Below are 24,938 nucleotides of genomic sequence, written 5' to 3'. Positions count from 1 at the left end.
GAGACAGCCCCCGGATCACCTGACAGAGGACCTGTGACATGCCCTGGAACCGCACGCCGCGCCCCTCGTGGGCCGAGCACCTCCCCCCGTCCTCGCGCGGTCCTGCCGCGCGCCGCGCCGCGGTCGCGGTGCTGACCGCCGGAGCGCTGGTCGGGGTGACCGCGTTCTCGCTGAGCCCGCTACCCGCCCAGCTCGGCCTGACCGCGGTCGGCTGCAACGAGGGCAAGGCCGTGCGCCAGCTCGCCGCCGCCCGCGAGACCCGCACCCAGACCCGGGCGTTACTGGCCGATCTCGCCGTCAGCGACGACACCAGGGCTCAGGGGCTGGCCCGCGAGATCGCCGGGCTCGGTTTCACCCCCGCGACCCAGCCGCCCGGGTGGCGGCAGAAGGCCGTGGACGTCTCCGACCAGCTCAACACCCTCGACGCCGCCGATCCGCACCTGCAGCAGGTCGCGGCGAAGCTGGCCCGCGCCGGGTTCGGTCCGACCCCTGCCGACCTGCTGCCCAAGGACCCGCCGCCGCCCGCGCCGGGTCCGGTCGCCGAGCTGGGCGAGTCTCTCGGCAACGCCGCGGACAGCGCCGTCGGTGCGGTCACCTCCGCCGGTGAGGCGGTCACCGAGATCGGGAAACCCAAGCCCGCGCCCAGCAGCGCGGGGTCCGCCGGACGACCTGCCGCCTCGAACCCCAAGCGCCAGGCCGAGCCCGCGCTGCCCCAGACCTGCATCGACCACGCCGGTGCCACCGCAGCACCCGCCGCCCCGGCACCGGCGCCGAAGCCCGCTGCGCCGGCGCCGAAGCCCGCTGCGGCCGCACCCGCCGCCCCAGCCCCAGCTCCGGCACCGGCGGCGCCCGCAGCGACACCGGACCCCGAGCCGGACGAGGACTCGCCCTCGGATGCGACGCCGGACAGCGACGACACCAGCAGCCCGAGCACCGGCGAGACCGGCTCGGACAGCCCCGCCGACGACGGCGACGCCGCCGAGCAGCCCGACACCGGCGCACCGAGCACCGCCGGCGGACAGGACCCCGACCCCTCGGGCCCGTCGGAGCCGGACTCCTCGGACTCCGACAGCTCGGACTCCAGCAGCTCGACCTCCGGTGACTCGGACCCCGGCTCGTCGGACCAGGACAGCACCAGCAGCACCGACGACACCACGAACGACACCAGTGCCGGGGCGGACTCGGACAGCTCGACGAGCACGGACACCTCGCCGGACAACGCTTCGGACACCTCGTCGGGCTCGGACGGCTCGTCGGACACGAGCGAGTCCGCCACCTCCTCCGGGAGTGGTTCGACCCAGGACCTGGAGAAGGCGCGGATCGCGCTGCAGCTGGTCGGTGAGCTGATGCAGGCTCTCGGTGCCAGCTCGGACTCCGACGCCGGGCAGGTCCGCGACTCCGTGCTCGGGGTTCTGGACCGTGAGCAGCTGGAGAAGCTCGGGGCCGACCCCGCGGACCTGGCCAAGCTCGACCAGCTCGACGACCTCGGCTCCGGGGACTCCCCCACCTCATCAGGCTCCGGGTCGAGCGACACCGGCACGGACAGCACCGGCTCCGACAGCACCGGCTCCGACAGCACCAGCACGGCCGATTCCGACGGCACCGGTTCGGGCTCATCGGACACCGACTCGTCGACGACCTCGGACTCGGGTGACGCGTCCACGACGTCGTCGTCGGGCGGTGGTGAGTCGCCGTCGACGACCGAGCAGGTCGGTACCGGCGGCGCAGGTGATGCGTGGGAGGCCGGGGCGGAGAAGCTGGCCGAGCAGGTGCGCGACGCCGCCGACGCCGACCCGCTGGCCGAGCAGCTCGCCGAGAAGCTCGACGCCGCCGGCATCGGCTCCGACACAGGTTCCGGCTCCGACTCCGGCAGTGGCGCCGGCAGTGGCTCCGGCACCGGGTCGGACGCCGGTTCGGGCTCGACCCAGCCCGATGAGCAGGAGACGGACAGCACGGGACAGGGCGAGACCGGCAGCTCCGAGCAGCCCTCCACCAGCAACGGCGACGCCGACACCGGTGGAGCCGGGTCGGGCAGCGACGCGGCGGGCGGAGACGACGTGCAGAGCCCGCAGGCCGGGGAGCCGATCTCGCGGCCCGGCGCGGACCAGACCGGGCAGGGTCAGACCAGCGCGGGGCAGACCGACCAGCCCAGCGACCAGCAGGGCGACAGTCCGGGCGAGGCCGGGCAGACCGGCTCCGACCAGCAGGGAAGCTCGGAACCCCAGGAAAGCTCCGACGGGCAGGGCGGCTCGTCCGAGGACGGGGAGCAGCCCCGGGACCCGGAGGGATCCGAGCCCGCACCGGTGGCCGGTGGCAGCGCGCAGGCCGCGACCTGGGACCGGCTCGCCCAGTGCGAGTCCGGCGGGGACTGGGCGATCGACACCGGCAACGGCTACTCCGGTGGGCTGCAGTTCGACCAGGCCACCTGGGCGGCCTACGGCGGCACCGGCTCGGCCCACGAGGCCAGCCGCGAGGAGCAGATCGCGGTCGCGGAGCAGGTCCGCGCCGACCGCGACGGCTACTCGGCATGGCCGGCGTGCTCGAAGAAGCTGGGTCTGGCCTGAGCCATGACCAACCGCAACTGGCGCACGACGTCGACGACCACGGTCCTCACCACGGTGATGACCGCGGCGTTGGCGCTGGCGCTGTGGACCTCCGAGGCCCCGCAGGGCACTCGGGTGGTGGGACTCGGGTCGGCCGCACCGTGGGGGTCGGCCGACCCGAGGACCCCAATCACATCCCTGGCGCCGGCGCCGCCGGTGCAGGGCCAGGCCGGGCCGGTCGTCGGCGGGCTGTCGGCGACCTCGGTCGGGGTACTGGTCGTCGACGGCGGCCGCCACCAGTGCTCGGCGGCGGTGGTCGCCTCACGGTCGCGGCGGGTACTGGCCACCGCCGCACACTGTGTGTGGCTCGCCGGCAGCTGGCGAGTCGACGGGGCGTTCTTCATCCCCGGCTACGCCGCGGGTGAGGAACCGCTGGGCCGCTGGACCGTCGACACCGCCTACGTGCCACCGGCCTGGCAGCAGATCGACTCCCCCATCAACGACGTCGCCGCCGACACCGACTTCGCGTTCGTGACGCTGCTGCCCCGCGGCGGGATCCTGCCCGAGCAGGTCCTCGGGGCCCAGGGCATCCGCTTCACCACCCCCGACCAGCTCCCGGTCGCCGCGCTGGGCTACCCGGCCACCGGCGTCTACGACGGGCAGTCCCTGCGGGGCTGCGACGGCCCCGCCGCGGTCGAGACCTTCACCCGGCCTGACCGCGACGGCGGGCAGGTGCTGGCGATGACCTGCGACATGACCGAGGGCGCCTCGGGCGGGCCCTGGCTGGCCGGCCCGGACGCCGCGGCCGGGCGCGGGCAGGTCGTCGGGGTCGTGTCCGGCGGCGATGCCACCCAGCTGGTCTCACCCCGCTTCGGCGCCGCGGCCCGCGAGGTCTACGAGGCCGCCGACTCCGCCGCGCAGCTCCCCGACCAGCCCCCCGCACCCGACCCTGCGCTCGCCCGGACCGCCCCTCGAGGAGGGACCAGCTGATGACCTCACCCAGGAACACGGCCGACCCGCACGACCGCTGGGCGGCGCCCGGGGCGTCGCCGCCGCGCAGCTCGTATGAACTCAACCAGCGGCTCGGTGCTGCGGCGCGCTCGCGCGCACCCAGCGGGCTGGAGATCGTCGACAGCGAGGACCTGGTCAACACCACCTCCGCGGCCGCCGCTGTCGACGACGGCTACGGCCCCGACCCGGTCGAGGTGGCCGCCGAGCTCGGCGCCGCCACCGACACCGCCCAGACCCGGACCCGGACGGTGTTCCCCGAGTCCCGGCCGGTGTCCTGGGCAGCGTTCGGCCCGCTGATCCCGGTGCTCGCCGGATCCGCCGGAGCGGGGGCGTCGTGTGTCGCGGCCGCGATCGTGGATGCGTTGCAGCAGGACCAGCGGTGCGCGCTGCTCATCGACGCCGACGACCCCGCCCGCTCCGGCCTGGCCGGTGCCTCCTCGGTGGACGGCCCGTGGACGCGGCAGGTCAACGACCACCTCACCGTGCGCTACAGCTGGCGCGACGACGCCCTCCTGGCCCGGCTGGAGACCGCCCTTCCGGCGATCACCCCGGGGATGGTGCCCCCTCCACCGGACTGGCTGCCCAACCCCGCGCCGGACCCGCTGCACGCCACTGTCGTCGACCTCGGCCACGGCGGCTGGCGCGCCGCCGCCTCCCCGATCTACGGGGCCGGGGGCTGGCTACGCCGCGGACTGCCCACCCAGCGCCCGATCCTGGTCGTGCGCGCGACCCGACCGTCCCTGCGCCAGGCCGAGCAACTGCTGGCCCGCCTCGACCCCTGGGTCCAACGCGGCCTGGCCACCCCGATCTACCAACTCGTGGTCAACGGGGCCCGCAAGTGGCCCGCCGGGGTGGCCGGCGCGGCCGGCCCCCGGGTCGCGGCACTGCTGGACGAGGCCCTGTTCGTGCCGCACGTCCCGGCCTGGGAGGTCGGCGGGGTGAGCGACGAACCCAGCCCGGCCCGGGCGGTGGAGGCCCTGCGCCCGCTGCTCGCGTCGTGGCGGTTGATCACCTCACCGCGACGGCGCTGACCCACCCCCGGCGCCCCCACCGCCGTCACCCCGACACCGCTCTACCGACATCGGTCTGCCGGCCAGGCCCGACCAGCGCCGGTCTCCATCCCATCCACCCCCAAGCCTGCGGAGTACACGACATGTCCCTCACCCACGTGATCAGCGAGTCCCTGGCTCAGATCCACCTGCTGCCTGCCCAGGACATCCCCAACCCCGGCCCGCAGGCCCCGCCCGGCGCCGGCGCGATCGAGGACGTCGTCAGCTACCTGCGCTGGATCGCCGGGATCTGCATCCTGGGCCTGTTCTTCGGCGGGATCGTCGCCGCGACCGCCGGGCGGCTGTGGGACCACCACGGCTCAGGCCGCCTCGGCGCCCGGATGATCGTGGGCAGCCTGGCCCTGGCCGTGCTGTTCGGCCTGGGATACACCCTGGTCTCCCAGTTCGCCGCCTCCGCCGCGTGATGGCCCGCCTGATGAGCACCGACCAACTGCCCGACGGCGGTAGTCGACGGCGGGCGCTGCTGACCCTCGGGGTCGTCGCGGTACTGGTGGTGGCGCTGCTGGTCGGCGTTGTCGTGTCACTGACCGGCATGTTCGGCAGCGGTAGTCCCGATAGATCCGACTCCTCGGTCCCGGGGACCGCAACCGCGCCCGCACCCGGCGGAGCGAGCGCCGGTAGCGGGCCCGAGGCGGAGACGGCGCTGGCCCGCCGCCCCATGCTCGAGATCCCCGCTCAAGCCGCGCTGCCCCACACACTGTCGACCCGCACCGCGGGCCCCCCGATCACGCTCCCCCAGCCGCAACAGGTGGCGGGGGTACTGGTCCCGACCGGCTTCCCCGACAGCGAGGAGGGCGCGGTCGCGCAGGTGATCGAACTGGCCCGGGTGGGGATGTCCGGCGCTGATCCGCAGGTCTGGGCCCAGGCCTACAACTCGATGGCCGAGCCCGGTGCCGCTGCCGCGGAGCAGACGCCCGCCTCGCGGAACCTCATGAGTCTGCGGCGAGCGGCGAACATGCGCGAATCCGGGCCGCTGCGCTCCGGGATGACGATCTCCTGGGCCCCCACCAGCGCGCTGATCAAGGGCACCACCGACGACGGCACCTACACCGTGGCCTGCGTCCTGGGCGAACTCATCGCGGACAACAAGGGCCGCGTGGTCAACGCAGGATTGGGCACCTGCCTACCGATGCGCCGCGTCGCGGACCAGTGGCGGATCGCCTCCGGGCCTGCCGCGGCCGATGCTCCCGCTGCGTGGCCGGGCAGCGATGAAGCCGTCGCCGTCGGGTACCGGGACATCGTCCGATGAACAGCCTGGCCTGGCCGGCTCAGGACCCCGCTCCGCCCCCGGCCGACGACGGGGGCGGAGGGTGGAACCCCGTCCCGGATCTGGTCGGTAGCTCCCTGAGCGGCATCGCCCAGAACGCGTTCAGCGACGCCATGCAGACCGTGTGGGACTCGGCGATCTGGCTGCTCAAAGGCGGCTTCAGCCTCGCCGACACCGTCTCGCACGTCTCTCCCGCCACGATCACCGGCAACGACGCCGACTCCGTCCCCGTCCCCGCCCCCGTTCCCGGATCCGCCGCCCCGCCTCCGGATCCGCCCCAGGGCGCGCTGGATCTGGGCTCGCTGTGGTCGACGATGATCTGGCTGGCCGCGCTGATCGCGCTGGGCCTGTTCTTCTACCAACTCGCCTCGGTCGCGCTGCGGGGCGGACGCGGCATGTTCCGTGCGGTCACCGGCCCGGTCCAGTTCGGGATCGCGCTGGCCGTCACCACCGGCGCCGTCGCCGCGCTGCTCACCGGTGCCGACGGGCTCACCGCCATGTTCCTGTCCAACCTCGGTGAGCAGGGCAGCTTCACCGCGATCATGGACAACCCCGCCGTCGCCGACCGCTTCGGTGACAACCCCGATCTCGGCGCCGACGTCGAGGACAGCGTCCGATCGATGATCCTGGGCATCGCCGCGTTGTTCGGGGTCATCCCGGCCGCCATCGGCTTCGCACTCGCGATGATCTTCCGCGCGGCCGCGATCATGGTCTTGATCGCGACCATCCCCATCGCCGCCGCCTGCCTGGTCTCCGACACCACCGCGTCGATGTTCTGGCGCGCCGTGCGCTGGATCCTGGCCGCGGTGCTGATGAAGCCCGCACTCGCGCTGGTCGTTGTCATCGGGGTCAACATCATGTCCCGCACCCAAGGCGTCGCCGGTCTGCTGGCCGGGACCGCGGTACTGCTGATCAGCCTGTTCTGCCCGATGGTGCTCTACCGGCTCCTGGCCTTCGTCGACCCGGGCACCGGCGCCGGGATCGCGGTGCGCTCCTTCGGTTCATCAAGCATGTCCGGGTCGGGCCCGGCCGGCAGCGACAGCGGCAGCAGCGAGGCGACCAACATCGCCCGCCACATGCAATCCTCCTCCTCGTCGGGCGCTGGTCCCGCGAGCAGTGGGGGCGGCGAGCTCGGCGGCAGCACCGCGACCTCCCCCGCCGCGACCGGCCGCGCAGCCGGCGCCGGGGGCAGCGCGGGCGGTGCCGCCAGTGGCGGCGCCGCCGCGGGTGGTGCGGGTGGCGGTGCCGCCGCGGGCGGTGTCGCGGCCGGGGTCGGTGCCGCCGGCGGGATCGCCGGTGCGGCCCTCGTCGGTGGCTACCTGGCCACCAAGGCCGCCGCTCAGGCCGCGGGTGGCTACGGCTCGTCCCAGATGGCCCAGACCGGGGTCGGGCACCCGGGCCCCGCGCCCGGCGCCGGCCCGAGCGGGGACATGATCAGCTCGGCGGCCGGCTCTGCAGCGCACTCCGCCCAGGACGCGAAGAGCTATACGGCGATCGGCCCCTACTCGGTGGGGATCGACCCCGGCGACAGCCCAGGCTCGTCGGGTCCTGCAGCAGTCCCACCGGGCGGCGCCGCTCCGGATCCGCCGCCGGTCGACCCCGGCCCACCCGAGGCCGGACGCCCCGACACCGCCCCCTCCTCGGGGCACTCGCAGGACCCTCCTGAGCCCCCTCCGGTGACCGCCGGAACGGACGGGGCGCCCACCACACCGGCCCCGGGACCTGCTGAACCACCGCGGACCGCGCCGCCCCGGCCCGCTCAACCCCGCGGCAAGTCGCCCCGTACTGCGCCGCCGCGTACTGCGCCGCCTCGTGAGGAGCCGACCTGATGAGCACCGACACCACCTCGCCCGGGCCTCGCATCTACCGGGGCCTCAACCACAAGGAGGGGATCGGCTGGATCGCGGGCATGACCCCGGTCCAGGCGTTCCTGCTGATCGCGGTCTGCACGCCCGCGCTGATCGCGATGTCACGCAACCAGTGGTCGGCGACGCTCGGCTGGGGCCTGTTCGCCGCGTTCGTCGCCGTCCTGATCCTCATCCCGATCCACGGCCGCCCCGCGTTCCGCTGGCTGGCCGACCTGATCATGTTCCAGACAGGAGTGCTGATGCGCTGGTCTCCCTGGCAGTCCCGCGCGGCCGCCGGCCTGGCCGGTGACCACACCGAACCCGACCTGCCCGGGGTCCTGGCCCGCCTGCAGTTCCCCGACGGCCCGGAGTTCCGCGGCTCGCGGATCTGCCTGATCCACGACACCGCCGAGGGCCGGTGGGGCGCCACGGCGAAGCTCACCCACTCCGGGGTCGGGATGCTCTCCGACGACGAGTGCGAACGCCTGGCGTCCCGACTGGGGTCGATGCTGGTCGGGCTCGGCCACCGCGAGATCGTCGACCGGGTCTCGCTGTGCGTGCGCACCGTGCCCGACGACGGCACCGAGTACGCGGTGTGGCGCGAGCGCCACCAGCGCCCCGATGCCCCCGCCCTGGCCCGCCAGGTCACCGTCGAGATCGACCACGACGTCGCCTCGGTGTCGGTGCGCACCGAGCTGTTCGTGACCGTGTCGGGCACCGAGGAGGCGCTGCGCCGCCCCGCGAAGGCCGCCGGCGGCGGGATCGCAGGGCGCGCCTACGCCCTCTACCGGCTCCTCGAGGGGGTCGCCGATGGGCTGCGCGGGCTCGGGGTGACCTCGGTGACCTGGCTGACCTCCACCGGCGTCGCGGAGGCGATCAAGACCGGGTTCAACCCGGCCGCGGCGGCGAGCCTGTCGTTCCGCCACCTGACCAGCCCCGACCCCGAGGGCACCGTCGGGCTGCCGGTCTCCCAGGCCGGGCCGGCACTCGCCCCGGCCCCGGCCGCGCGGGCCTACCACCACGACGGGTTCTCCTCGGTGTCCTACGCCGTGCAGCCCCCCGAGTCCGGCACGACCTTCGGGTCACTCGGCCCGCTGCTGGCGGTGCGTACCGCCGGTGAGCGCCGCACCCTGGCAGTCCACTACGAGATCCTCTCCGCCGCCGAGGGCGCCCGGGTGGTCAAGAGCGACCGGTTCCGCAACAACGTGCTGGTCGATGCGAAGGCCGCCCGCGGGTTCAACACCACCGAGATCGACTCGCGGCGCCAGCGCGGCGCCCGAGAGCAGGAGGCCGCGGTCGCGGCCGGGCACGCCGTGGTCCGCTACACCGTCGCCTCCTCGATCACCGTCCCGGCCGACTGGAACGTCGAGGACCACGCCGCCCGCCTGGAGAACGACGCCTCAGGCCGGTTCCGGCTACTGCGCCTCGAGCTCGCCCAGGACTCCGCGTTCGTCGCGGCCGCGCTCCCGGTCGGGATCGGGCTGCCCCGTCAGAAGAGGGCGTTCACCGCATGAGCATCTCGCCTCGCCGCCGGCGCCGGCGCCCGCAGCCCCGCAGCACCAGTGAGCTGCTGGCCCAGTTCACCGACCTCGACGGCATCCCCGTCACCCGCCCCGGACCCGACCCCGCCGTACCCGCCCGCGCGGCGGGCGAGCAGCCCCGGCGCCGCTCGGGCGGGCGGCAGCGGGTCAACCAGGCCACCGCCCCGATGCAGGGGCCGCGCGAACCCGGCCGCGGCTGGGCCGCAGTCGACGCCGCCCGCCGCGCACCGGTCTACCGCGCGACCACCGCCGAGGTGGGCGGGCTGTTCCCGCTGCTGGCCTCCAACGGCGTCCCCGCGATCGGCGCCCGGCTGGGCTACGACACCCAGTCCGGCGGCGCCTTCTATGTCCACCCCACCGAGTGGGTCCTGCGCCAGATGGTCACCAACCCCAACCTGGTGGTGTTCGGCGAACCCGGCCGCGGGAAGTCCTCCTCGGTCGTGGCGCTGATGCTGCGGATGATGCTGTTCGGGGTCCGCTCGCTGATCTCCGGTGACGTGAAGGGCGAGTACACCCCCCTGCTGCGTTCCCTCGGGATCACCCCGATCGCGCTCGGCCGCGGTAGCCCGCACCGGCTCAACGCCCTCGACCTCGGGCCGATCCGCACCCGCTGGGCCAGCTGGGGCGTCGAGCGCCAGCGTGAGGAGCTCACCGGGATCACCGCCCGCTGGACCCGGCTGCTCACCGCGCTGGCCGAGGCCCAGGGCTACGACCCCACCGTCACCGACGAGCTCGTCCTGTCCACCGTGCTGACCCGCCTGGTCGGCGCCGCCGACGGCTACACCGAGCTGCGCCCCATCACGATCCCGCAGGTCGTGGCGCAGCTCGCCGCACCCACCGACGACCTGTGGCGCGAGCTGCGCTTCGCCGACCGCCGCCAGTTCCTCGACCACACCCGCCAGATCACCGACGCCCTGTCCAACCTCGTCGTCGGACCGCTGGCCGGGCTGTTCGACGAACCCACCAACTTCGACCTCGATTGGGACGCCCCGGTCCAGTCGATGGATCTGTCGCTGCTGCGGTCCCGCGGGGACCAGGCGATCGCGGTCGCGCTGACCTGCCTCGGCTCCTGGTCATCGATGATCACCGACCTGCAGGACGACGGCGACGTGCGCATCGTCGTGCGCGACGAGGTGTGGCGCCAGATGCGCCTCGGGCTGCGCGCCGTCCAGGCCGTCGACTCCGACCTGCGGCTGTCCCGGGCCGAACGCAAGATCCAGCTCCTGGTGATGCACAAGCCCTCGGACCTGCTCTCGGTCGGCGCCGCCGGGTCCCAGGAGGTCTCCATCGCCAAGGACCTGCTGGCCCTGTGTTCGACCCGGATCCTGCTCGGCCAGTCCACCCGGGTCGGCGACGAGCTCGCCGACGAGCTCGGGCTGTCCGAGCGCGAGCAGGCTGTGATCACCGGCTGGGCGATGGAGGGCCAGGGCCGGGCGCTGTGGAAGCTGGAGAACCGGCCCGGCATGAAGATCCAGACCGTGCTCTCGGCGACCGAGCGCGCCATCTTCGACACCAACGCCGGGCTGCGCGCCACCGCCCTCGACCAGCCCGCCGACCCCACGGGTGGGCGGCCGCGGCTGGTCGCCGTCCCCGACACCGCAGGTGGCGGCCCGGCGCTGGCCGGCGCCGGTGGGGATCCGGCGCGGCGCAACGGCACCCACCGGTGAGCTGACCCGTGGACCAGAAGAAGGCGACGATCGCACTCGCGCTGGCCGCGGCGGTGCTGACGTTCCTCGCCGCCACGTTCAGCATGGGGATGGCCATGCTCAGCGTGCTGGTCGATGGTGCCCTGCCCGGCGGCGGCTGCGGCGGCGACGGCGGCCTGGGTGGCGGGTCGCAGTCCATCGGCGGCACCGACTGGAACGCCGAGCAGACCGACAACGCCGCCACGATCGTCAACATCGTCGCCCAGCGCGGCCTCCCGCGCCGGGCCGCGGTCATCGCGATCTCGACGGTGATCGTCGAATCGAGACTGGTCAACGTCGGCCACGGCGACCGCGACTCCCTGGGCCTCTACCAGCAGCGGCCCTCGCAGGGCTGGGGCACACCCGAGCAGGTCCTCAACCCCGACTACGCGACTCGGATCTTCCTGGACCGCCTCATCGCCCTGCCCGGCTGGGCGACCATGCCGCCGGGGACCGCGGCGCAGGCGGTGCAGCGCTCGGCGTTCCCCGACCGCTACGCCCCCCAGGAAGCACCGGCCGCAGCCCTGGTCGACCGGTTCTGGGTCGGCCCGGACAGCCCCGTCCCCGCCGCGCCCGGTGCCGCACCGGACGTGCAGCTGGCCTCGACCGCGTTCGCCTGCCCCGACCAGGGCGGCGCCGGGGTCCCGCTGGCCCCGTCGAACATCGACCCGACCAAGCTCCCGCCCGGGTTCGTCCCGCCCACCGACCCCGCACAGCGCGCCGCGGTCACCTACGCCCTGGCCCAGCTCGGCAAGCCCTACATCTGGGGTGCGAAGGGCCCCAACGGGTTCGACTGCTCCGGGCTGATGCTCGCCGCCTGGGCCGCCGCAGGCGTCCCGATCCCCGCAGGCACGGTCAACCAGAAGAACGCCGGCACCCCCGCCAGCCCCGCGACCATCGCCCCCGGCGACCTGGTGTTCATCCCCGGCTCGCTCGGCTCCCCCACCAACCCCCGCCACGTCGGCATGTACGTCGGCAACGGCCTGGTCGTCAACGCCTACGACTCCAGCACCGGAGTCATCCTGCAGCCGCTCTCGGACTGGGCCGACAAGATCACCCACGTCCGCCACATCGCCGGCCCCGCCGGGGTTCCGGCCCCGGCCGGGCCGGTGACCGCCGCACTGGCGGAGGTCGGGCCATGACCCTTCACCCGGACCTGCACCAGCGTGACCTCTACGCCGACCTGGGCGTCGGTGCCGACGCCACACCCGCGCAGCTGCGCGGCGCCTACCGACGCCTCGCGATGGCCCTGCACCCCGACCGCAACCCCGACCCCGCCGCCGCAGTGCGGTTCGGGCAGGTCAGCGCCGCCTACGCCGTGCTGTCGCGCCCGTCCCGCCGCGCCGACTACGACGCCATCCGCGCCGCCCAGGCTGCCCCTCACGACGTCGGGGCCCCGGGTACGGGCACAAGCGCCGGGGACGACGGCGACCGCTACGACGACTACGCACCGGCCGGGCCACCCGTCATCGTCGACGACTACCTCCCGACCACCCCCGCCGTGCCTCACAACGTCAGGCCTCACAACGTCAGGCCCCACAACGTCAGGCCCCACCACGTCAGGCGGCCCGCCCCGGGGCACGGCTGCGGGCCCGGCGCTGCCCCACCGGGCGGTCGCTGGCCGGCGGGGTGGCCCGTGGGCCAGATCGACGTCCACCGCGTGGGTGGTCGGCTGTTGCTGGGGATCTGGCGGCTCGCGCCGCTCCCGCACAGACCGCTCGCCGCGGCCGCGGTCCTCGCGGCGGTACTCCTCGCCGCGGCCCTGGCCCTGGCCGGGCACGACCGCGCACCGGTCGAGGCCCTGGTCGTCGGGACGGCGGCCGCGATCCCGCTGGCCTGCTGGACCGTCCGCTTTCTCACCGTTGCCGCCGTGCACCGGCGCGCCCGCCACCATCGTCCTGAGGAGGTCCGCTGATGGGGTTCCTGGCCCGCCGCACACCGCGCCCACCCGCCACCGCGCCCACCGCCCAGCCGGCCCAAGGCCCGGCGCAGGGTGCGCGGATCCGCTGGCGCCGTGACGAGCCGGTCGGCTGGGACCGGCTGCCCGAACCTGCGCGCCTCGCCCTGTCCGCGGCCGGGCACACCGCCGAGCCCACCGCCGGGCCGGTGTTCGCGGCTGGCACCTACGCCGCCGTGACCCGCCGCGACAGCGCGGGGCGGTACTGGCACGACACCGACGCCTGGTGGATCTCCACCACTGTCCTGCTCACCGTCCGCGCCCGCGAAACCCTCACCCCCACCGGCGCCGCGACCAGCACCGGCACCACGCCACAGCTGCGCCGCACCGGCACCGGCCACGTCCTGGTCAGCACCCACCCCCTGACCGGGCCGGGGCCCACCACCCAGCGCTGGGCCCGCCCCCCACACACCCCCGCCACGGCCGACCCCGGCGAGGCAGAGGTGCGGATGACCGACCACGCCGTCGACGTGCTGCCCCGCGCAGTGCGCGACGACCTCGGACCACCGACCGGGCAGTGCGCGATCCGCCACTACCCCGCCCACGGCGGCTGCCGCGACCAGATCCACACCTACCGCCGGGTCTCCGCCGGGGAACTCGTCGCGCTCACCGCGGTCCGCGAAGCCGGCGCCTACCCCGACCCCGAGACCGCCATCGACGCCGCCGACTGGCACATCACCACCCACCGCGCCCGCGTCGGGCCGGCCACGCAGACAGACCTGCCCTGGTGAGCACCCTGCTCCCCCTCTCATCCGGCCCGCTTCCCTGGAGGTCCCGCATGCCGATCGACCGCCGCGCGTTCCTACGCCGTTCCGGGCAGCTCGGCCTCGGCGTCGCTGTGTCCGGGCCCGTCCACGGCCTGCTCACCCGCCCCGCAGCCCAGCCCGCGCCCGCGGCCGGGTACGGGCCGCTGGTCGACGACCCGAAGGGCATGCTCGCGCTGCCCGAGGGGTTCTCCTACCGAGTGGTCACCCAGGCCGGTAAGACCCGCCTCTACTCCGACCACGCCTCCCCCGGGATCCACGACGGTGCCGCCGCCTTCCCCGCCCCGGACGGAAACGTGCTCGTGGTGCTCAACCACGAGGTCCGCGGCGGCCCCGACGACGACGGCGCCGTCCCGCACCTGCGCGGATACACCTGGCGCGAGGACGCCGGCGGCGGCTGCACCGTCGTCAAGACCACCCCCGACGGCGAGCTCATCTGGGAGACCGTCGCACTCGCCGGGACCTCCACCAACTGCGCCGGTGGCGTCACCCCCTGGGGTACCTGGCTGACCTGCGAGGAGACCGACAAGGACGGTCACGGCTACGTCTTCGAGGTCGACCCGGTCGACCTGCAGGCCAACCGAGACCCGCAGCCGATCAAAGCCCTCGGCCGATTCGTCCACGAGGCCTGCTGCGTCGACCCCGACACCCTCACCATCTACCTCACCGAGGACACCTCCAACCCCTACGGCACCGTCTACCGCTGGACCCCACCCACCGGGTTCCGCGGCCGCAGCGGCGCGCTCAAGGCCCTCGACGCGGGCGCCGGAGAGCTCGCCGCGATGGCGGCTGCCGACCGGTCCGGCAAGGTCGTCGCCGACCTCGACCAGGCCGACACCGTCGGCACCTCCTACACCGTCACGTGGGTGCCGGTCACCGACCGCGACGCAGCGCGGGGTCCGGTTCGCTCGCTCGACGGGATCACCCGGGCGAAGAAGCTTGAGGGCGCCTGGTGGGCCGACCACGACGGCGCCCCCGGCGCCTACCTGGTCTCCAGCTTCTCCGACTCCCACCGCGGCCAGATCTGGCACTACGATCCGACCGCCTCGACACTGACCCTGACCACGGTGTTCGCTGTGGAAGCCGACGGGGAGACCGTCGAGGCACCGGACAACATCGTCGCCGCCCCGTTCGGCGGGCTGATCGTGTCCACCGACGGCGACGGCGACAACCACCTCGCCGGCGTCACCGACGACGGGACCGCCTACCCCATCGCCCGCAGCCAGATGGGCTCGGAGTTCACCGGCCCCACCTTCTCCCCCGACGGAACGGTGCTCTTCGCCGGAATCCAGCAACCCGGGGTGCTGTTCGCGATCACCGGCCCCTGGCAAGCGCCTGCGCCGATAGGCCGCACGGATCAGCAATCGACCGCTGGCATGTCGGAGCGCTCCGAGGAGACCGGTTCGTCACGTCGTGACGGCGGCTCTCACTCCCCCACCCGTGAAGGAGCTGTTGGGTGATGACCCGTTCCCGTACTGATCGTGCCTGGATCGAGGAGGTGGTTCTGCCGGCGACGGCGCTCGGCCTGGTTGTCGCCGCGGTCGTGGTGCTGGAGCTTGCCTCAGTGGCGACCGGGGTGTTGTCCGGTGCCGGGCGATTGCTGCTGGTCGGCTTCGACGATCTGAGCGAGCTGCTTCGATCGTGGCTCGGTGCGCCGCTGACCGCTGATAGTGCGGTCGGCTATCTGACTGAGCATTCTGCGCTGTTTGTGACCTGTGTGATCGTCGTGGCGCTGGGACTCATCGGTCTCGCGGTGGTGGCTCGGGTGTGGTGGGCCAAGCGCTGGGCTCCGGCTCCTCCTGGTCATGCCAGTGGCAAGCAGATCAGCGCTGAGTTCTCGGAGGTTGCGGTGCGCCGCAGCGCGGCGCGTACGCGGCCGTCGATGAGCAGTGCGGAGTTGCGTGGCGCCGCTGCGACCGAGCTGGGCTTCCCGCTCTATCACTATCGCGCCAGACCGCTATACGGGTCTTTCGTGAACCTGACCGGCACGCTGGCACCGACCCAGTCCGGGAAGTCCCGCAAGGACCTGGTGCACAAGGTCCTCGATGCACCCGGGGCGATGCTGTGCTCGACGACCAAGCTCGATCTGGTCGAGTTCGCGGCGCTGTCACGGTCACGCAGGCCGCTGGCCGGACCCGTGATCGTCTACGACGCCACCGGTCGGCTGCGCTGGCCCGCCCCGCTCCGCTGGTCACTGATCGAAGGCTGCCAAGACCAGCAAGAGGCCAGCCGCCGCGCCTACACCCTGGTCGAGGCTGCAGCCCTGCGTGTCGAGGCCGGTGGAGGGGGCGGCGCCGGCAACGACCGCGTGTTCCGCGAGCGCGCCGTCGTCGTGCTGACCGCCTACCTCGTGGCCGCCGCGGTCTCCGACTCCTCGGTCGACACGATCCGTGCGTGGGCCACCGAATCCCCGGAACCCAACGCGTCGAACGCGTTGCCGACTCAGGCCGGTGAGCGCCCAGCACCGTCCAGGCCGGGGCGGCGGCTGCCAGCCGACCCCCGGCCGGTCAAGATCCTGCAGGACGCGGGCCGCGCGGAGATGGCGGCCAACCTTCGCGCGGAGATGGATCTGGACCCACGGACCGCGTCAGCGGTATGGATGTCAGTGCGCCGGGTCGTGGGCGCCTGGACCGATCCGAGAGTGCGGGACCTGCTGAGCCCGGCCCGCGGGCGTGGCCTGGATGTGCGCCGGTTCATCGGCCAGGGCGGCTCGCTGTTCCTAATCGCCGACCAGCAGCAGGCCGCGGAAGCAGTTCCTGTACTGACCGCGTTGGCCGAGCACTTCCTGCGCACCGCGCAGGACATGGCCATGGACTACCCGGCACGACGGGCCGACCCGCCGGTCACCGTGGTGTTTGACGAACTCGCCAACGGCACCCCCGTCCCGCGCCTGGCTGAGGTCATCTCCGACGCCGCTGGCCGAGGGGTCGTGATCCACTGGGCCGCTCAGTCCCTCGCACAGCTCGAACGCCTCTTCGGGTCCGTCGGCGAGCGCGAGGTCCGCGACAACACCACCACCCTCACCGCCTGGGGCGGGATCAAGGACGACCGCACCCTGCAATGGCTCTCGGATATCTGCGGCACCTACGAACGCACCCGACGTCAGAGCCAGGCCGACGGGTTGTTCAGCCGAGAACGCCACAGTTACAGCACCGAAACCGTCCCGGTAATGCGCCCCGGGCAGATCCGAGAACTGCCCGCCGGTAAGGTGCTGGCGCTCCACCGCGGCCTCCGCTGCTTCGTCGCCGACGCCGTCGACGTCACCGAACGCCCTGATAACGCCACGATTGACGCCGACGTTGCCACGTTGCGGAACGGCTCCGCGATCCCGATCGACGACCGCGGCTATTGCACCGGGGGGACCCGCGGCATCGAGCTGACCGCGTCGTCGACGGGAAGCGCACCGCGCAGGACGTGAAGGCCCGCCTCGCCCGCCGCGGGATCTTCCCCGCCTTCGGAGCGGCAGGCCGCCGAGCTGAAGGTCCTGACGCACGCCTAGCACTCAATGCATCACAGGCATACAGGGCTTGCAACACCCGCAGAGCATGACGGGCCTTGTCAGCCCTCTACGCATCTCACGCCCGAGAAGTATTGAGGGCACGCAAAGCCTGGAAAGCCTGGAAAGCAGCGCACGCTCCGGGAACATTCAGGGCTTAAACAGCTTTTAGAGCATGAAACGCATCCAGTGCCTTACAAGCTATAAAAGCCCTAGTAGCCCTCAACGCAAACAGAGCACGCAACGCCCCTCGGGCTCTTCACGCTCCACAAGCCCTGAACGCACCCCGAACCTGCAACGCGTGCAGAGCCTGCATAGCCAGTAACGCACTGCACGCACTCAAAGCATGCAGGGCTAGTACAGCCTGAAACGCACCAACAGCCCAGGGGGTACAACAAGCCTGCCAATCCCGACACGCCCGCGGGGCTAGGAGAGCCCGGAACGCACCGCTAGTCTCCCGGGCAACGCGGGCCCCGAACGTCCGCCATACATGCGATGCGAGGAGTACATGACCGCAGTCACCGCGGTCGTCCTGTCAGGGAAGGGCGGGACGGCCAAGACGCTGTGGCAGCTCACGATGGCCGGCGAGGCATCACGCGCCGGGTATCGCACGCTGCTGCTGGACATCGACCCAGAGCAGAACCTTTCCGTCCGCCAGGGCGCCGGGGCCCACGCGACCGGGCTAGGGGAGATCCTCAACGAGGCCGGGATCGCCTCCGGTGAGGACAGCTCCGAGAAGGGCGCGAAGCGGGCGACCGCGGAGATCCGCCCCAGCTCCTGGCCGGGTGTCGACGTCATCCCGGCCGGAGCGAGCCTCCAGGGCTTCTCGCAGGTCGCGATCGGCGACGCCTACCTGCTGCACGACATCCTGGAAGACGCCGAACTCTACGAGCGGTACGACCTGATTCTCATCGACACCGGCGGCCGCACCGGCGCGCTCGTCACCCAGGCCATGTACGCCGCCGACGTGGCGTACGCCCCGATCGCGCCGACGACGGACGCGATCCGGAAGGCCGTCGAGGCTCGCACCCGCGTCCAGAAGATCCAGAAGTCGCACTCCCTCCGCTGGGCGGGCGTCGTGATCACCGGGTTCGACACGCGCACTGGCATCGAGGACGCCATCCGGGCAGAGGTCCTGGAGACCTTCGGTGACGAGGTCCGCGCGGAGGTCCCGCGTCGCGCCGCGGTCAACGAGGCGTTTCAGATCGGGGATCGCCTCGGGGACCGCACCGATGTCCCGGCTCAGGGGCTCGCGCGGATCTTCCGCGCGTTCCTCGAGCGCGACCTCATGCAGCGCGGCGACCACCCGGCCGGGGTGCTCCGTTGAGCCCGGGGAAGGCGGACCGCCTCCGCCAGCGGATGAACCGCGGCCCGGCGATCGACCCGGACGCTCCGGCCCCGACGCTCGCGCCGGTGCCCGTCCCGCCGCCCGTTCCGAAGCCGGACCCCGTACCCGCAGAGCCCAGCCCAGCCGCGGAGAAAACCTCCGCAGCACCGGACCCGCAGCCGGAGCCAGAGCCGGCGAAGCCCGCCACGGTCCGCCGCCCTGCAGCGCGCCGCGCGACTCGCCGCCCGGGAAACGCGGTCGCGGCCGCAGCACCGGACCTCTCCTGGAAGGGCAAGACCGCACTGGAGGACCCGGACTGCATCCCGGGCCGCCGCTACTACCGGTCCCAGTACGTGCACGACGAGGTGTACTTCCGGTTCCGCGCCGCGATCTTTTGGGCGTCCCGGAACCCGGAGGCCATCGGCGAAGTACCACAGAACATGACCGCCGCAGTCGAGGCGTTCATGGACGAGCTCGCGACGGACCTGGAGCAGCGCTACAACGGCGGGGACGTGTTCCCGATGCCGCCGCCGGACAGGCGCCGAAAGGGCAAGGAAGGCCCATGATGCCCTCGATGCATTAGAAGTAAGAAGCAACCAAAGGCCCCCGGCCTACACCCGTGAGGATGCAGACCGGGGGCTTCGTCATGCGCGGGTTGTGCTCCGGAGGTGACCGCTCCGGCGTCCCGGCCAGGTTAAGCGGACCGCGCTGACAACTCTTGCACTAGAATTACGCCCGCTACCTGCACTAGTAGCGACGCCGGGACCAGCGACGATGATCGGAGGCCGAGATGATTCGTGGTCAGTTCGGTGACACGCATGTCGCCCCGGCGCCGCTCTTCGATGTCAGTGATCCGCATGCGGCCCCGCCGGGCGACTCCCATGAAGTGCAGTTCCGCATTCCCCTCTCGCTGTCGGCGATGCTCGACGGCATGGCCACAGCTGGCTTGGACGAGGACGTGGCGGCGTGGGGGACGGCCTACACGCAGCTGGTGCAGGAGCAGGTTCTGCGTCGGGTGCAGGAGGCGTGTGGCTACGCGGCCGATCCAGCGAGCCCCGATGTCGGGCGCCCGGCGCGTCTGGAGTTGGCCGCGGTGGTGGAGGCTGCGGTCCCGGGGATCGACGCAGCTCGGTGGCACTGTCACGTCTACATAGGGTCTACAGCGTGCGTGCTGGCCACAGGGGAGCGGTTCCCTGTCTATGTGCCGAAGATCCAGCGGGGTGTGTTCGGCCTTGCTGACGGGTTCCACACCCGGGACGTGCGAGAGCTCGCGGAGCGCGAGTTCGGCGTGACATGGGGTCGTCCTCGGCCGAGCGCCAAGCTGGACGAGATCGTGGACCCGCCGTGGCACGAGCACATCAGTCCTTCGGCTGTCCGTGGTGTGTGTCCCGGGCCGTGGGAGGTCCAGGGTGTGCGGGTTGTGGCCGACGAGGAGAGCCTGCGTGTTGCGGCGGAGCAGGAGGTGTTTCTGCGCGCGGAGCTGGAGCGGCGGGCATCCGAGCCCGAGCCGTCGCCGCCGTCGCTGATGGAGCGGTACGCCGAGTTGCTCGGTGATGCGGCGGTTTCACCGCGGTCTCGCTGACCGCGCGGCAACCGCCGCCGTTCCACCGTGTCGGGAGGTATCGTCCGGGCAGACTGCCGCGGGTTCTGAGACACCCCCGGTGGGGGAGCCCCCCGCGCTCTTGTGCGGAGGTCCTGGCTTCTCGCCGGGCCGCCTGCGGGGCGGCGGGATTAGTCGTCGTAGCCGTAGTCGGTGTCGTAGGGGTCGTAGTCCGCGCCGTGCTCCTGGACCTGTTCGTGGATCTGCTCGGCCTGGCCACTGTGGTGCTGGTGGCGTTCGTTCTCGATGGCGAGCTGGTCGCGGTGGGCCCGTTCGGCATAGCCACTATCGAGGTCGCGGTCCTGGTGGGGCTGGTCGTTCTGGACACGGGCCTGCTGGTGCAGCTCTCGGAGCTGCGACTCACGGGTCACACGGCGTAGATCATCGACTGCGTCGCGTGCCGCGCCCGGGTCGCGCTCGCCGCTGTGGCCAGCACCGTTGTCCACGGAGGGTTCCTCCTGGGAGGCCTCGGGTGTCGCGCTCGCGCGCGGCTCCTGCACGTCCGGTTCGACCGCAGGAGAGTCGACGCGGTGCCCGAGGTCCGGGGCCGGCCCCGACTCCGAGTCCGCGCCCGGCCCCTCATGCTCGGCACTCGACTGCGTGGCGGCTGGGCTGCTCTCGGGCTCTGCGGCCCCGGCGGGTTCCGGGACGTCGGTGGGCAAGGTGAGTTGTTCCCCTGTTGCGGGGGTCGGGGTGTCGCGCCAGGCGGGGAGCTGGCGCCGTTCCAGTTCCCCGGCCGCGGCCTGGTCGGCCTCGCGCAGCGGGGCAACCTCGTCCCACCACTGCTGCCGGGCCTCGTACTCCTCGGCCATGTCCGCCGCTTGGGCGGTGTAGGTCTGGGCGAGGGCGCGGTAGCGGTCGGCGGCCTCGATCAGCTCGTCGCGGTCGGGACCGTCGACCGTGGCGTCTGCTTCGGCTGCGGTGAGCACGGCGTCGTCGTTGATCTCGGTGGCCAGCCGCTGGGTGGCGGCCAGGTCCTCGCCGACCGCGCGGGGCCCGTACTCATCGGCGTGATACAACGCGAGCGCCCAGGCTTCGCGGGCCTGGTAGAGCTCGCTGTCGGTCTTGTGCTGCCAGGCCAGCGCGGTCGGGTCCGGGTCGAGAGCTTCGGTGGCCTCGCGCCACAGCGCGTAGGCGAAGGGCTGCTGGGGCGGGGGCGCCTGCCCGAGCGAGGACTGGTGCTCGGGAATGCCTCGGTACTCCCGGTACGCCGCGACCACTCCGGCGCGGTGCTCCCATGCGTGGCGGGCCTCGGTGTCGTCCTGGTCAGGGACGTCCGGGAGCCGGTCGAGCGCCCACTGCGGCGGGTCGAGAGCGATCTCGGTTCCGAGCGCGCTCTGCCGGTCGGCGGCCAGATCCCCGAGCTGGTGGAGGTAGTCGCGGACAGGGCCGGGGGCCAGGGTGTCGGCAACCGCGGTCCAGCCGTGGTCCGGCTCGACAGTTCCGTTCTCCGGTGCGCGGTCGGTGGTGAGCTCACCGACGCGCCAGTGCAGAACCTTCGCGATGGACTCGGCGTCGTCGAACCCGCGGCGTTGCACGGCCTCGGTGAGCAGCGCGCGCGGGTCGTGTCCGTCGAGTTCGGCGGCGTAGACGGCGGCCAGCATGCGTCCGTAGGCGTCCTCGCCCTGCAGGCGTTCCATCTGCTCGTCGGTGAGCAGCTCTGTGAGGATTCCGGCGTTGCGGCCGCCGGAGGCACGCATGCTGACCTGGTTGATCAGGGCACCCAGAGTCTCGAACGAGGCAGTGTCGTGCTCGGCGACCTCGCGCACGGTCAGCGCCGCTTCCGCGACCTCTGTGCGCGCGAGGATGTCGGTGAGCCGCTGGACGGGGGTGTCCTCGATGCGCCGCTGGTCGTGACCGTCCGGGGCCTGCTCGGTGACCATGTAGAGCAGGTTGTTCTCCCTCCCGCGGCTGATCGGCACATACACCGACTCACGGGTCGCGTCACGGTCGAGCAACCCTCGCCCGACATCGACGGTCACGCCTTGGGCCGCATAGGCGGTGACGGCGTAGCCGAGGATGACGTGCTTCTCGACGTACTCGGGGGTCAGATGCGCGACCGCGCCGCGCTGGTCTCGCGCGAGGATCGCGCCGTCGCGGCTGAGGCCGATGACGGTGTAACGCTCCTTGTTCAGGACCTCGCCAACGGTGCCGTCCGGAGCGGGATCCACGCGCAGTCGCCGGTCGTTGCGGGTCGCCTGGATCAGGTCCCCGACCCCTATCTTGTTCTCGACACCCCCGCGGCTCACTGTCGCCAGAACGTCGGGGGATACGCGTCCGAGGTCGACGAGGGTCTCGTGAACCTGCCTCGACATCTCCGCTGCTGTCCGGTTGGTGCCGACGATGAGCAGAGCGTCCTTGCCCTCGATCATGTCGGCCATGTGCCCGCGCACGGCGTGCTCGCTCATCTCCTCCACCGTGCCCGTGCGCAACCGCCCCCGGTCGGCGTACGCGGCGACCGCTGCAACGTCGCCCACCCGAAGCTGCAGCGACGCCTCGGCCTCCCAGGCGTGGCGGAACCGGTGGACCGTGTCCAGCTCGAGGACGCCGGCCTGGGCGGCGAGGTGAGCGAACATGCCGCCCGCGCCGACCGGCTGGAGCTGGTGGTGATCGCCGACCAGCAGCACCTTGGCCCCGGCGGCCGCAGCGGCGTCACTGATCTCGACCAGCTCGGCGGTGGTACTCATACCGGCCTCGTCGACGACCACCAGATCCCCGGCGCGCAGCCGATCACGCACCTCACCGGTGCTCGGGTCCGGTAGGAACCGCTGCCGCCACTGTGCGGTGTTCATCCCCTCCAGGCCGAGCTCGGCCAGGTTCCGCGCGGCCATCTCCGCGGTCGCCAAGCCCAGCACCCGGCCACCGTGCTCACCCGCCCACACGGCCGACAGGGCCCCGACGGTGTGCGACTTCCCGGTGCCCGCCGGCCCGACCAGCACGTCGACGGTCCGACCGGATCCCAACACCCCAGCCACCACGGCAGCCTGATCAGCAGACAGCTTCTGGACGCCGAGCACCGCACCGAGTTCGACGAGCCGGTTGGCCGGAAGCGGGGTGAGGCTGTCGGTCCGGCTGTAGCCCAGCAGCCGCTCCTCAGCGGTGACCGCCGCGGTGGTCGCGTAGCGCTCGTCGATGTGGGCGCGGAACATCGACCGGCCGTCACCGCCGGCGCCGAGGCGACGCAGCTCGTCCGGCACTGGCACCGGGTCGGACGCGGAAACCTGCACGATCCCGAACTGACCAGGTGCGGCCAGCACCGCCTCGGTGAGGGTGGCCATGAACGCCGGACGGGCGGCCGCCGCCACCCCGAGCGCGGCCGCGTGGTCACCGAGGTGGTCGTCGATGGCCGCGGTCAGGTTCCCGACCGTCCACGTCGCATACCGGCTCTGGACATCGGCCACGCCGCCCTCGATGGCGTTGGCCACTGTCCCCGCGAGTGTGGCCGCGCGCTCGCCGACAGGCGTGTTCTGACCGGACACCGCCCGGCCTGCGCCGATGACTGCCAGCACCTCCAGCGCAGCCTCCCGGCCGTCCCTAGCCAGCGCCTGGTCACCACGTGCGGACACCGGATGGGTACCGTTGGCCGCCGCGGCCATGACCACCTCGTCGACCGCGTCCAGCGCGGCCGCGAGCCTGGCCGCCCGCCCCGGCTGTCCGGTCGTCCACGCCAGTACCGCGGCCGGACCGGCCAGCCCGCGCTTCGGCTCACGGGTGCCCTTGACCGCCTGCTCCACCAGCGCCCGCCGCGCCCGCGGCCCCGGGGCCCGCCCGTGCCGGGCCGTGTAGGCCTCCACCAGCTCCGCGACCGCCGGCCGGACACGCTCCAAGGTGCGAGTGCTCGCCTGCGCCAGCAGCTCCGGGTCGAACCCGACGATCTCCCGCGCCAGCCCGTCAGGCCGCAGCTGGAACAGCACCCCCATCCGCTCGGTCAGCAGCTGCTGATAGGCCCGCGTGTAGGCCGCCGACAGCGCCTCCTTCACCGGCCGGAACGCCTGCCCATCCAGCGCCAGCACCCGCCCATCCGCGGTCGCAGCACGGTTCAGCACCCCGGCATGCGAGTGCAACTGCGGCTCACCGTCACGGTTGGTGTGGTGCCCATAGACCACGGCGGCCAGGCCCGTGGCCGCCTCCCACTGACCCACTGTCCGCCCCGACGGACCCCGACCCTCGTGGCGGCCAGAGCGGACATACGCCACGTCGGACTGCACCGACGACAACGCGATCCGCACCGCCTCGTCGTGCGCCCAGCGCACCGTCTCCGCGCCGTCGCTGTCGCCCGCGGCGAGCAACGCCGTGTAGTACATCGACACCGACTTCACCGGCGAGAACGTCACGTCGTAGTAGGCCGTCGGCGTCCGGGTATTGCGGTTCGCCGACGTCTCGATCTCGAAACGCCGCTCCGCCGACGCGGTCGGTTCCTCCTTGAGTGCGTCGGCCACGATCTGGGCTGCCGTGCGGAACTTCCGCGGCTTCGAACCGAGGTAGACCGGCGTCTTCTCGGTCGACCCCGCGAGCACGTGCTCTGGATAACGCAGCTGCCCGAACACCGCCCGAACGTCATCCGCTGCAGCCGTGGCGCCGGCCTCGAACGGCAGTCCGAGCCCCTCGAAACCGGCACCGAACCAGACGCCGTCGGGCTCGCCGCGCTCGGCCGCAGAGGTCAGATACTCGGCCGCCCCGGGGATCCGCTGAAAGCCATCCCCGGCGTTCTCGACACCCTGTTCCGAACCGTGCTCGTGGCCCTGTTCGGGGCGCGAATCGCACCCGTGGAGCAGGTACTCGACAGACCCGGGCGCCATCGCAGTGACCCGCACGACGCCCATGGCGAGA

At 72.8% G+C, this 24,938-nt stretch carries 17 protein-coding genes; 16 read left to right on the top strand and 1 reads right to left on the bottom strand.

Features of this window, described 5'->3' with window-relative positions; genetic code table 11:
- The first annotated feature begins 38 nt into the window (after positions 1–38).
- From KPF22_RS32825 to KPF22_RS31035, 16 genes are all read left to right on the top strand, one after another.
- On the top strand, positions 39–2,564 hold the full coding sequence (locus KPF22_RS32825; RefSeq protein WP_305080381.1) for a transglycosylase family protein: 2,526 nt from the start codon (positions 39–41) through the stop codon (positions 2,562–2,564).
- 3 nt (positions 2,565–2,567) lie between these two features.
- Positions 2,568–3,533 carry a serine protease gene (locus KPF22_RS31105; protein WP_224404226.1) on the top strand — a complete coding sequence of 322 codons (966 nt, stop codon included), beginning with the start codon at positions 2,568–2,570 and terminating at the stop codon, positions 3,531–3,533.
- Positions 3,533–4,585 carry a hypothetical protein gene (locus KPF22_RS31100; protein WP_224404225.1) on the top strand — a complete coding sequence of 351 codons (1,053 nt, stop codon included), beginning with the start codon at positions 3,533–3,535 and terminating at the stop codon, positions 4,583–4,585. The genes KPF22_RS31105 and KPF22_RS31100 overlap by 1 nt, the downstream gene beginning before the upstream one ends.
- Before the next feature lie 122 nt (positions 4,586–4,707).
- Positions 4,708–5,028: a hypothetical protein gene (locus KPF22_RS31095; protein WP_224404224.1), complete on the top strand. Its 321-nt coding sequence runs from the start codon at positions 4,708–4,710 to the stop codon at positions 5,026–5,028.
- Positions 5,029–5,039: 11 nt separating this feature from the next.
- Complete coding sequence (locus KPF22_RS31090) at positions 5,040–5,873, top strand: hypothetical protein (protein ID WP_224404223.1); 834 nt, start codon at positions 5,040–5,042, stop codon at positions 5,871–5,873.
- Complete coding sequence (locus KPF22_RS31085) at positions 5,870–7,720, top strand: hypothetical protein (protein WP_224404222.1); 1,851 nt, start codon at positions 5,870–5,872, stop codon at positions 7,718–7,720. Before KPF22_RS31090 ends, KPF22_RS31085 begins: the two co-directional genes overlap by 4 nt.
- Entirely contained in the window at positions 7,720–9,252 is a 1,533-nt protein-coding gene (locus KPF22_RS31080; RefSeq protein WP_224404221.1) for an SCO6880 family protein, read from the top strand. Before KPF22_RS31085 ends, KPF22_RS31080 begins: the two co-directional genes overlap by 1 nt.
- Positions 9,249–10,946: an ATP-binding protein gene (locus KPF22_RS31075; protein ID WP_224404220.1), complete on the top strand. Its 1,698-nt coding sequence runs from the start codon at positions 9,249–9,251 to the stop codon at positions 10,944–10,946. The genes KPF22_RS31080 and KPF22_RS31075 overlap by 4 nt, the downstream gene beginning before the upstream one ends.
- An 8-nt stretch (positions 10,947–10,954) precedes the next feature.
- A complete protein-coding gene (locus KPF22_RS31070) occupies positions 10,955–12,106 on the top strand; it encodes a C40 family peptidase (protein WP_224404219.1) in 1,152 nt (383 codons plus the stop codon).
- On the top strand, positions 12,103–12,879 hold the full coding sequence (locus tag KPF22_RS31065; RefSeq protein ID WP_224404218.1) for a J domain-containing protein: 777 nt from the start codon (positions 12,103–12,105) through the stop codon (positions 12,877–12,879). The genes KPF22_RS31070 and KPF22_RS31065 overlap by 4 nt, the downstream gene beginning before the upstream one ends.
- Positions 12,879–13,652, top strand: coding sequence for a hypothetical protein (locus KPF22_RS31060; protein ID WP_224404217.1), 774 nt, complete (start codon positions 12,879–12,881; stop codon positions 13,650–13,652). The genes KPF22_RS31065 and KPF22_RS31060 overlap by 1 nt, the downstream gene beginning before the upstream one ends.
- A gap of 47 nt (positions 13,653–13,699) precedes the next feature.
- A complete protein-coding gene (locus tag KPF22_RS31055; RefSeq protein WP_224404216.1) occupies positions 13,700–15,145 on the top strand; it encodes an alkaline phosphatase PhoX in 1,446 nt (481 codons plus the stop codon).
- Positions 15,145–17,103: a type IV secretory system conjugative DNA transfer family protein gene (locus KPF22_RS31050; protein WP_224404245.1), complete on the top strand. Its 1,959-nt coding sequence runs from the start codon at positions 15,145–15,147 to the stop codon at positions 17,101–17,103. Before KPF22_RS31055 ends, KPF22_RS31050 begins: the two co-directional genes overlap by 1 nt.
- A 586-nt stretch (positions 17,104–17,689) precedes the next feature.
- Positions 17,690–18,508, top strand: a complete 819-nt coding sequence (locus KPF22_RS31045; RefSeq protein ID WP_224404215.1) for a ParA family protein — start codon at positions 17,690–17,692, stop codon at positions 18,506–18,508.
- A complete protein-coding gene (locus KPF22_RS31040; protein ID WP_224404214.1) occupies positions 18,505–19,074 on the top strand; it encodes a hypothetical protein in 570 nt (189 codons plus the stop codon). The genes KPF22_RS31045 and KPF22_RS31040 overlap by 4 nt, the downstream gene beginning before the upstream one ends.
- 224 nt (positions 19,075–19,298) lie before the next feature.
- Positions 19,299–20,090 carry a hypothetical protein gene (locus KPF22_RS31035; protein ID WP_224404213.1) on the top strand — a complete coding sequence of 264 codons (792 nt, stop codon included), beginning with the start codon at positions 19,299–19,301 and terminating at the stop codon, positions 20,088–20,090.
- A 149-nt stretch (positions 20,091–20,239) separates the two neighbouring features.
- Here KPF22_RS31035 and mobF read toward each other — a convergent pair whose 3' ends face one another.
- Positions 20,240–24,931, bottom strand: coding sequence for a MobF family relaxase (gene mobF / locus KPF22_RS31030; protein WP_224404212.1), 4,692 nt, complete (start codon positions 24,929–24,931; stop codon positions 20,240–20,242).
- Positions 24,932–24,938 lie beyond the last annotated feature (7 nt).

This window comes from Pseudonocardia sp. ICBG1034, assembly GCF_020131375.1.
GTDB lineage: Bacteria > Actinomycetota > Actinomycetes > Mycobacteriales > Pseudonocardiaceae > Pseudonocardia > Pseudonocardia alni.
This window is presented reverse-complemented; position numbering and strand designations above follow the sequence as displayed.

What these genes read in the sequence shown, in the direction of transcription:
- KPF22_RS32825 (WP_305080381.1), top strand. Translation starts at nt 39, where the DNA reads ATGCCCTGGAACCGCACGCCGCGCCCCTCGTGGGCCGAGCACCTCCCC.
- KPF22_RS31105 (WP_224404226.1), top strand. Translation starts at nt 2,568, where the DNA reads ATGACCAACCGCAACTGGCGCACGACGTCGACGACCACGGTCCTCACC.
- KPF22_RS31100 (WP_224404225.1), top strand. Translation starts at nt 3,533, where the DNA reads ATGACCTCACCCAGGAACACGGCCGACCCGCACGACCGCTGGGCGGCG.
- KPF22_RS31095 (WP_224404224.1), top strand. Translation starts at nt 4,708, where the DNA reads ATGTCCCTCACCCACGTGATCAGCGAGTCCCTGGCTCAGATCCACCTG.
- KPF22_RS31090 (WP_224404223.1), top strand. Translation starts at nt 5,040, where the DNA reads ATGAGCACCGACCAACTGCCCGACGGCGGTAGTCGACGGCGGGCGCTG.
- KPF22_RS31085 (WP_224404222.1), top strand. Translation starts at nt 5,870, where the DNA reads ATGAACAGCCTGGCCTGGCCGGCTCAGGACCCCGCTCCGCCCCCGGCC.
- KPF22_RS31080 (WP_224404221.1), top strand. Translation starts at nt 7,720, where the DNA reads ATGAGCACCGACACCACCTCGCCCGGGCCTCGCATCTACCGGGGCCTC.
- KPF22_RS31075 (WP_224404220.1), top strand. Translation starts at nt 9,249, where the DNA reads ATGAGCATCTCGCCTCGCCGCCGGCGCCGGCGCCCGCAGCCCCGCAGC.
- KPF22_RS31065 (WP_224404218.1), top strand. Translation starts at nt 12,103, where the DNA reads ATGACCCTTCACCCGGACCTGCACCAGCGTGACCTCTACGCCGACCTG.
- KPF22_RS31060 (WP_224404217.1), top strand. Translation starts at nt 12,879, where the DNA reads ATGGGGTTCCTGGCCCGCCGCACACCGCGCCCACCCGCCACCGCGCCC.
- KPF22_RS31055 (WP_224404216.1), top strand. Translation starts at nt 13,700, where the DNA reads ATGCCGATCGACCGCCGCGCGTTCCTACGCCGTTCCGGGCAGCTCGGC.
- KPF22_RS31050 (WP_224404245.1), top strand. Translation starts at nt 15,145, where the DNA reads ATGACCCGTTCCCGTACTGATCGTGCCTGGATCGAGGAGGTGGTTCTG.
- KPF22_RS31045 (WP_224404215.1), top strand. Translation starts at nt 17,690, where the DNA reads ATGACCGCAGTCACCGCGGTCGTCCTGTCAGGGAAGGGCGGGACGGCC.
- KPF22_RS31035 (WP_224404213.1), top strand. Translation starts at nt 19,299, where the DNA reads ATGATTCGTGGTCAGTTCGGTGACACGCATGTCGCCCCGGCGCCGCTC.
- mobF (WP_224404212.1), bottom strand. Translation starts at nt 24,931, where the DNA reads ATGGGCGTCGTGCGGGTCACTGCGATGGCGCCCGGGTCTGTCGAGTAC.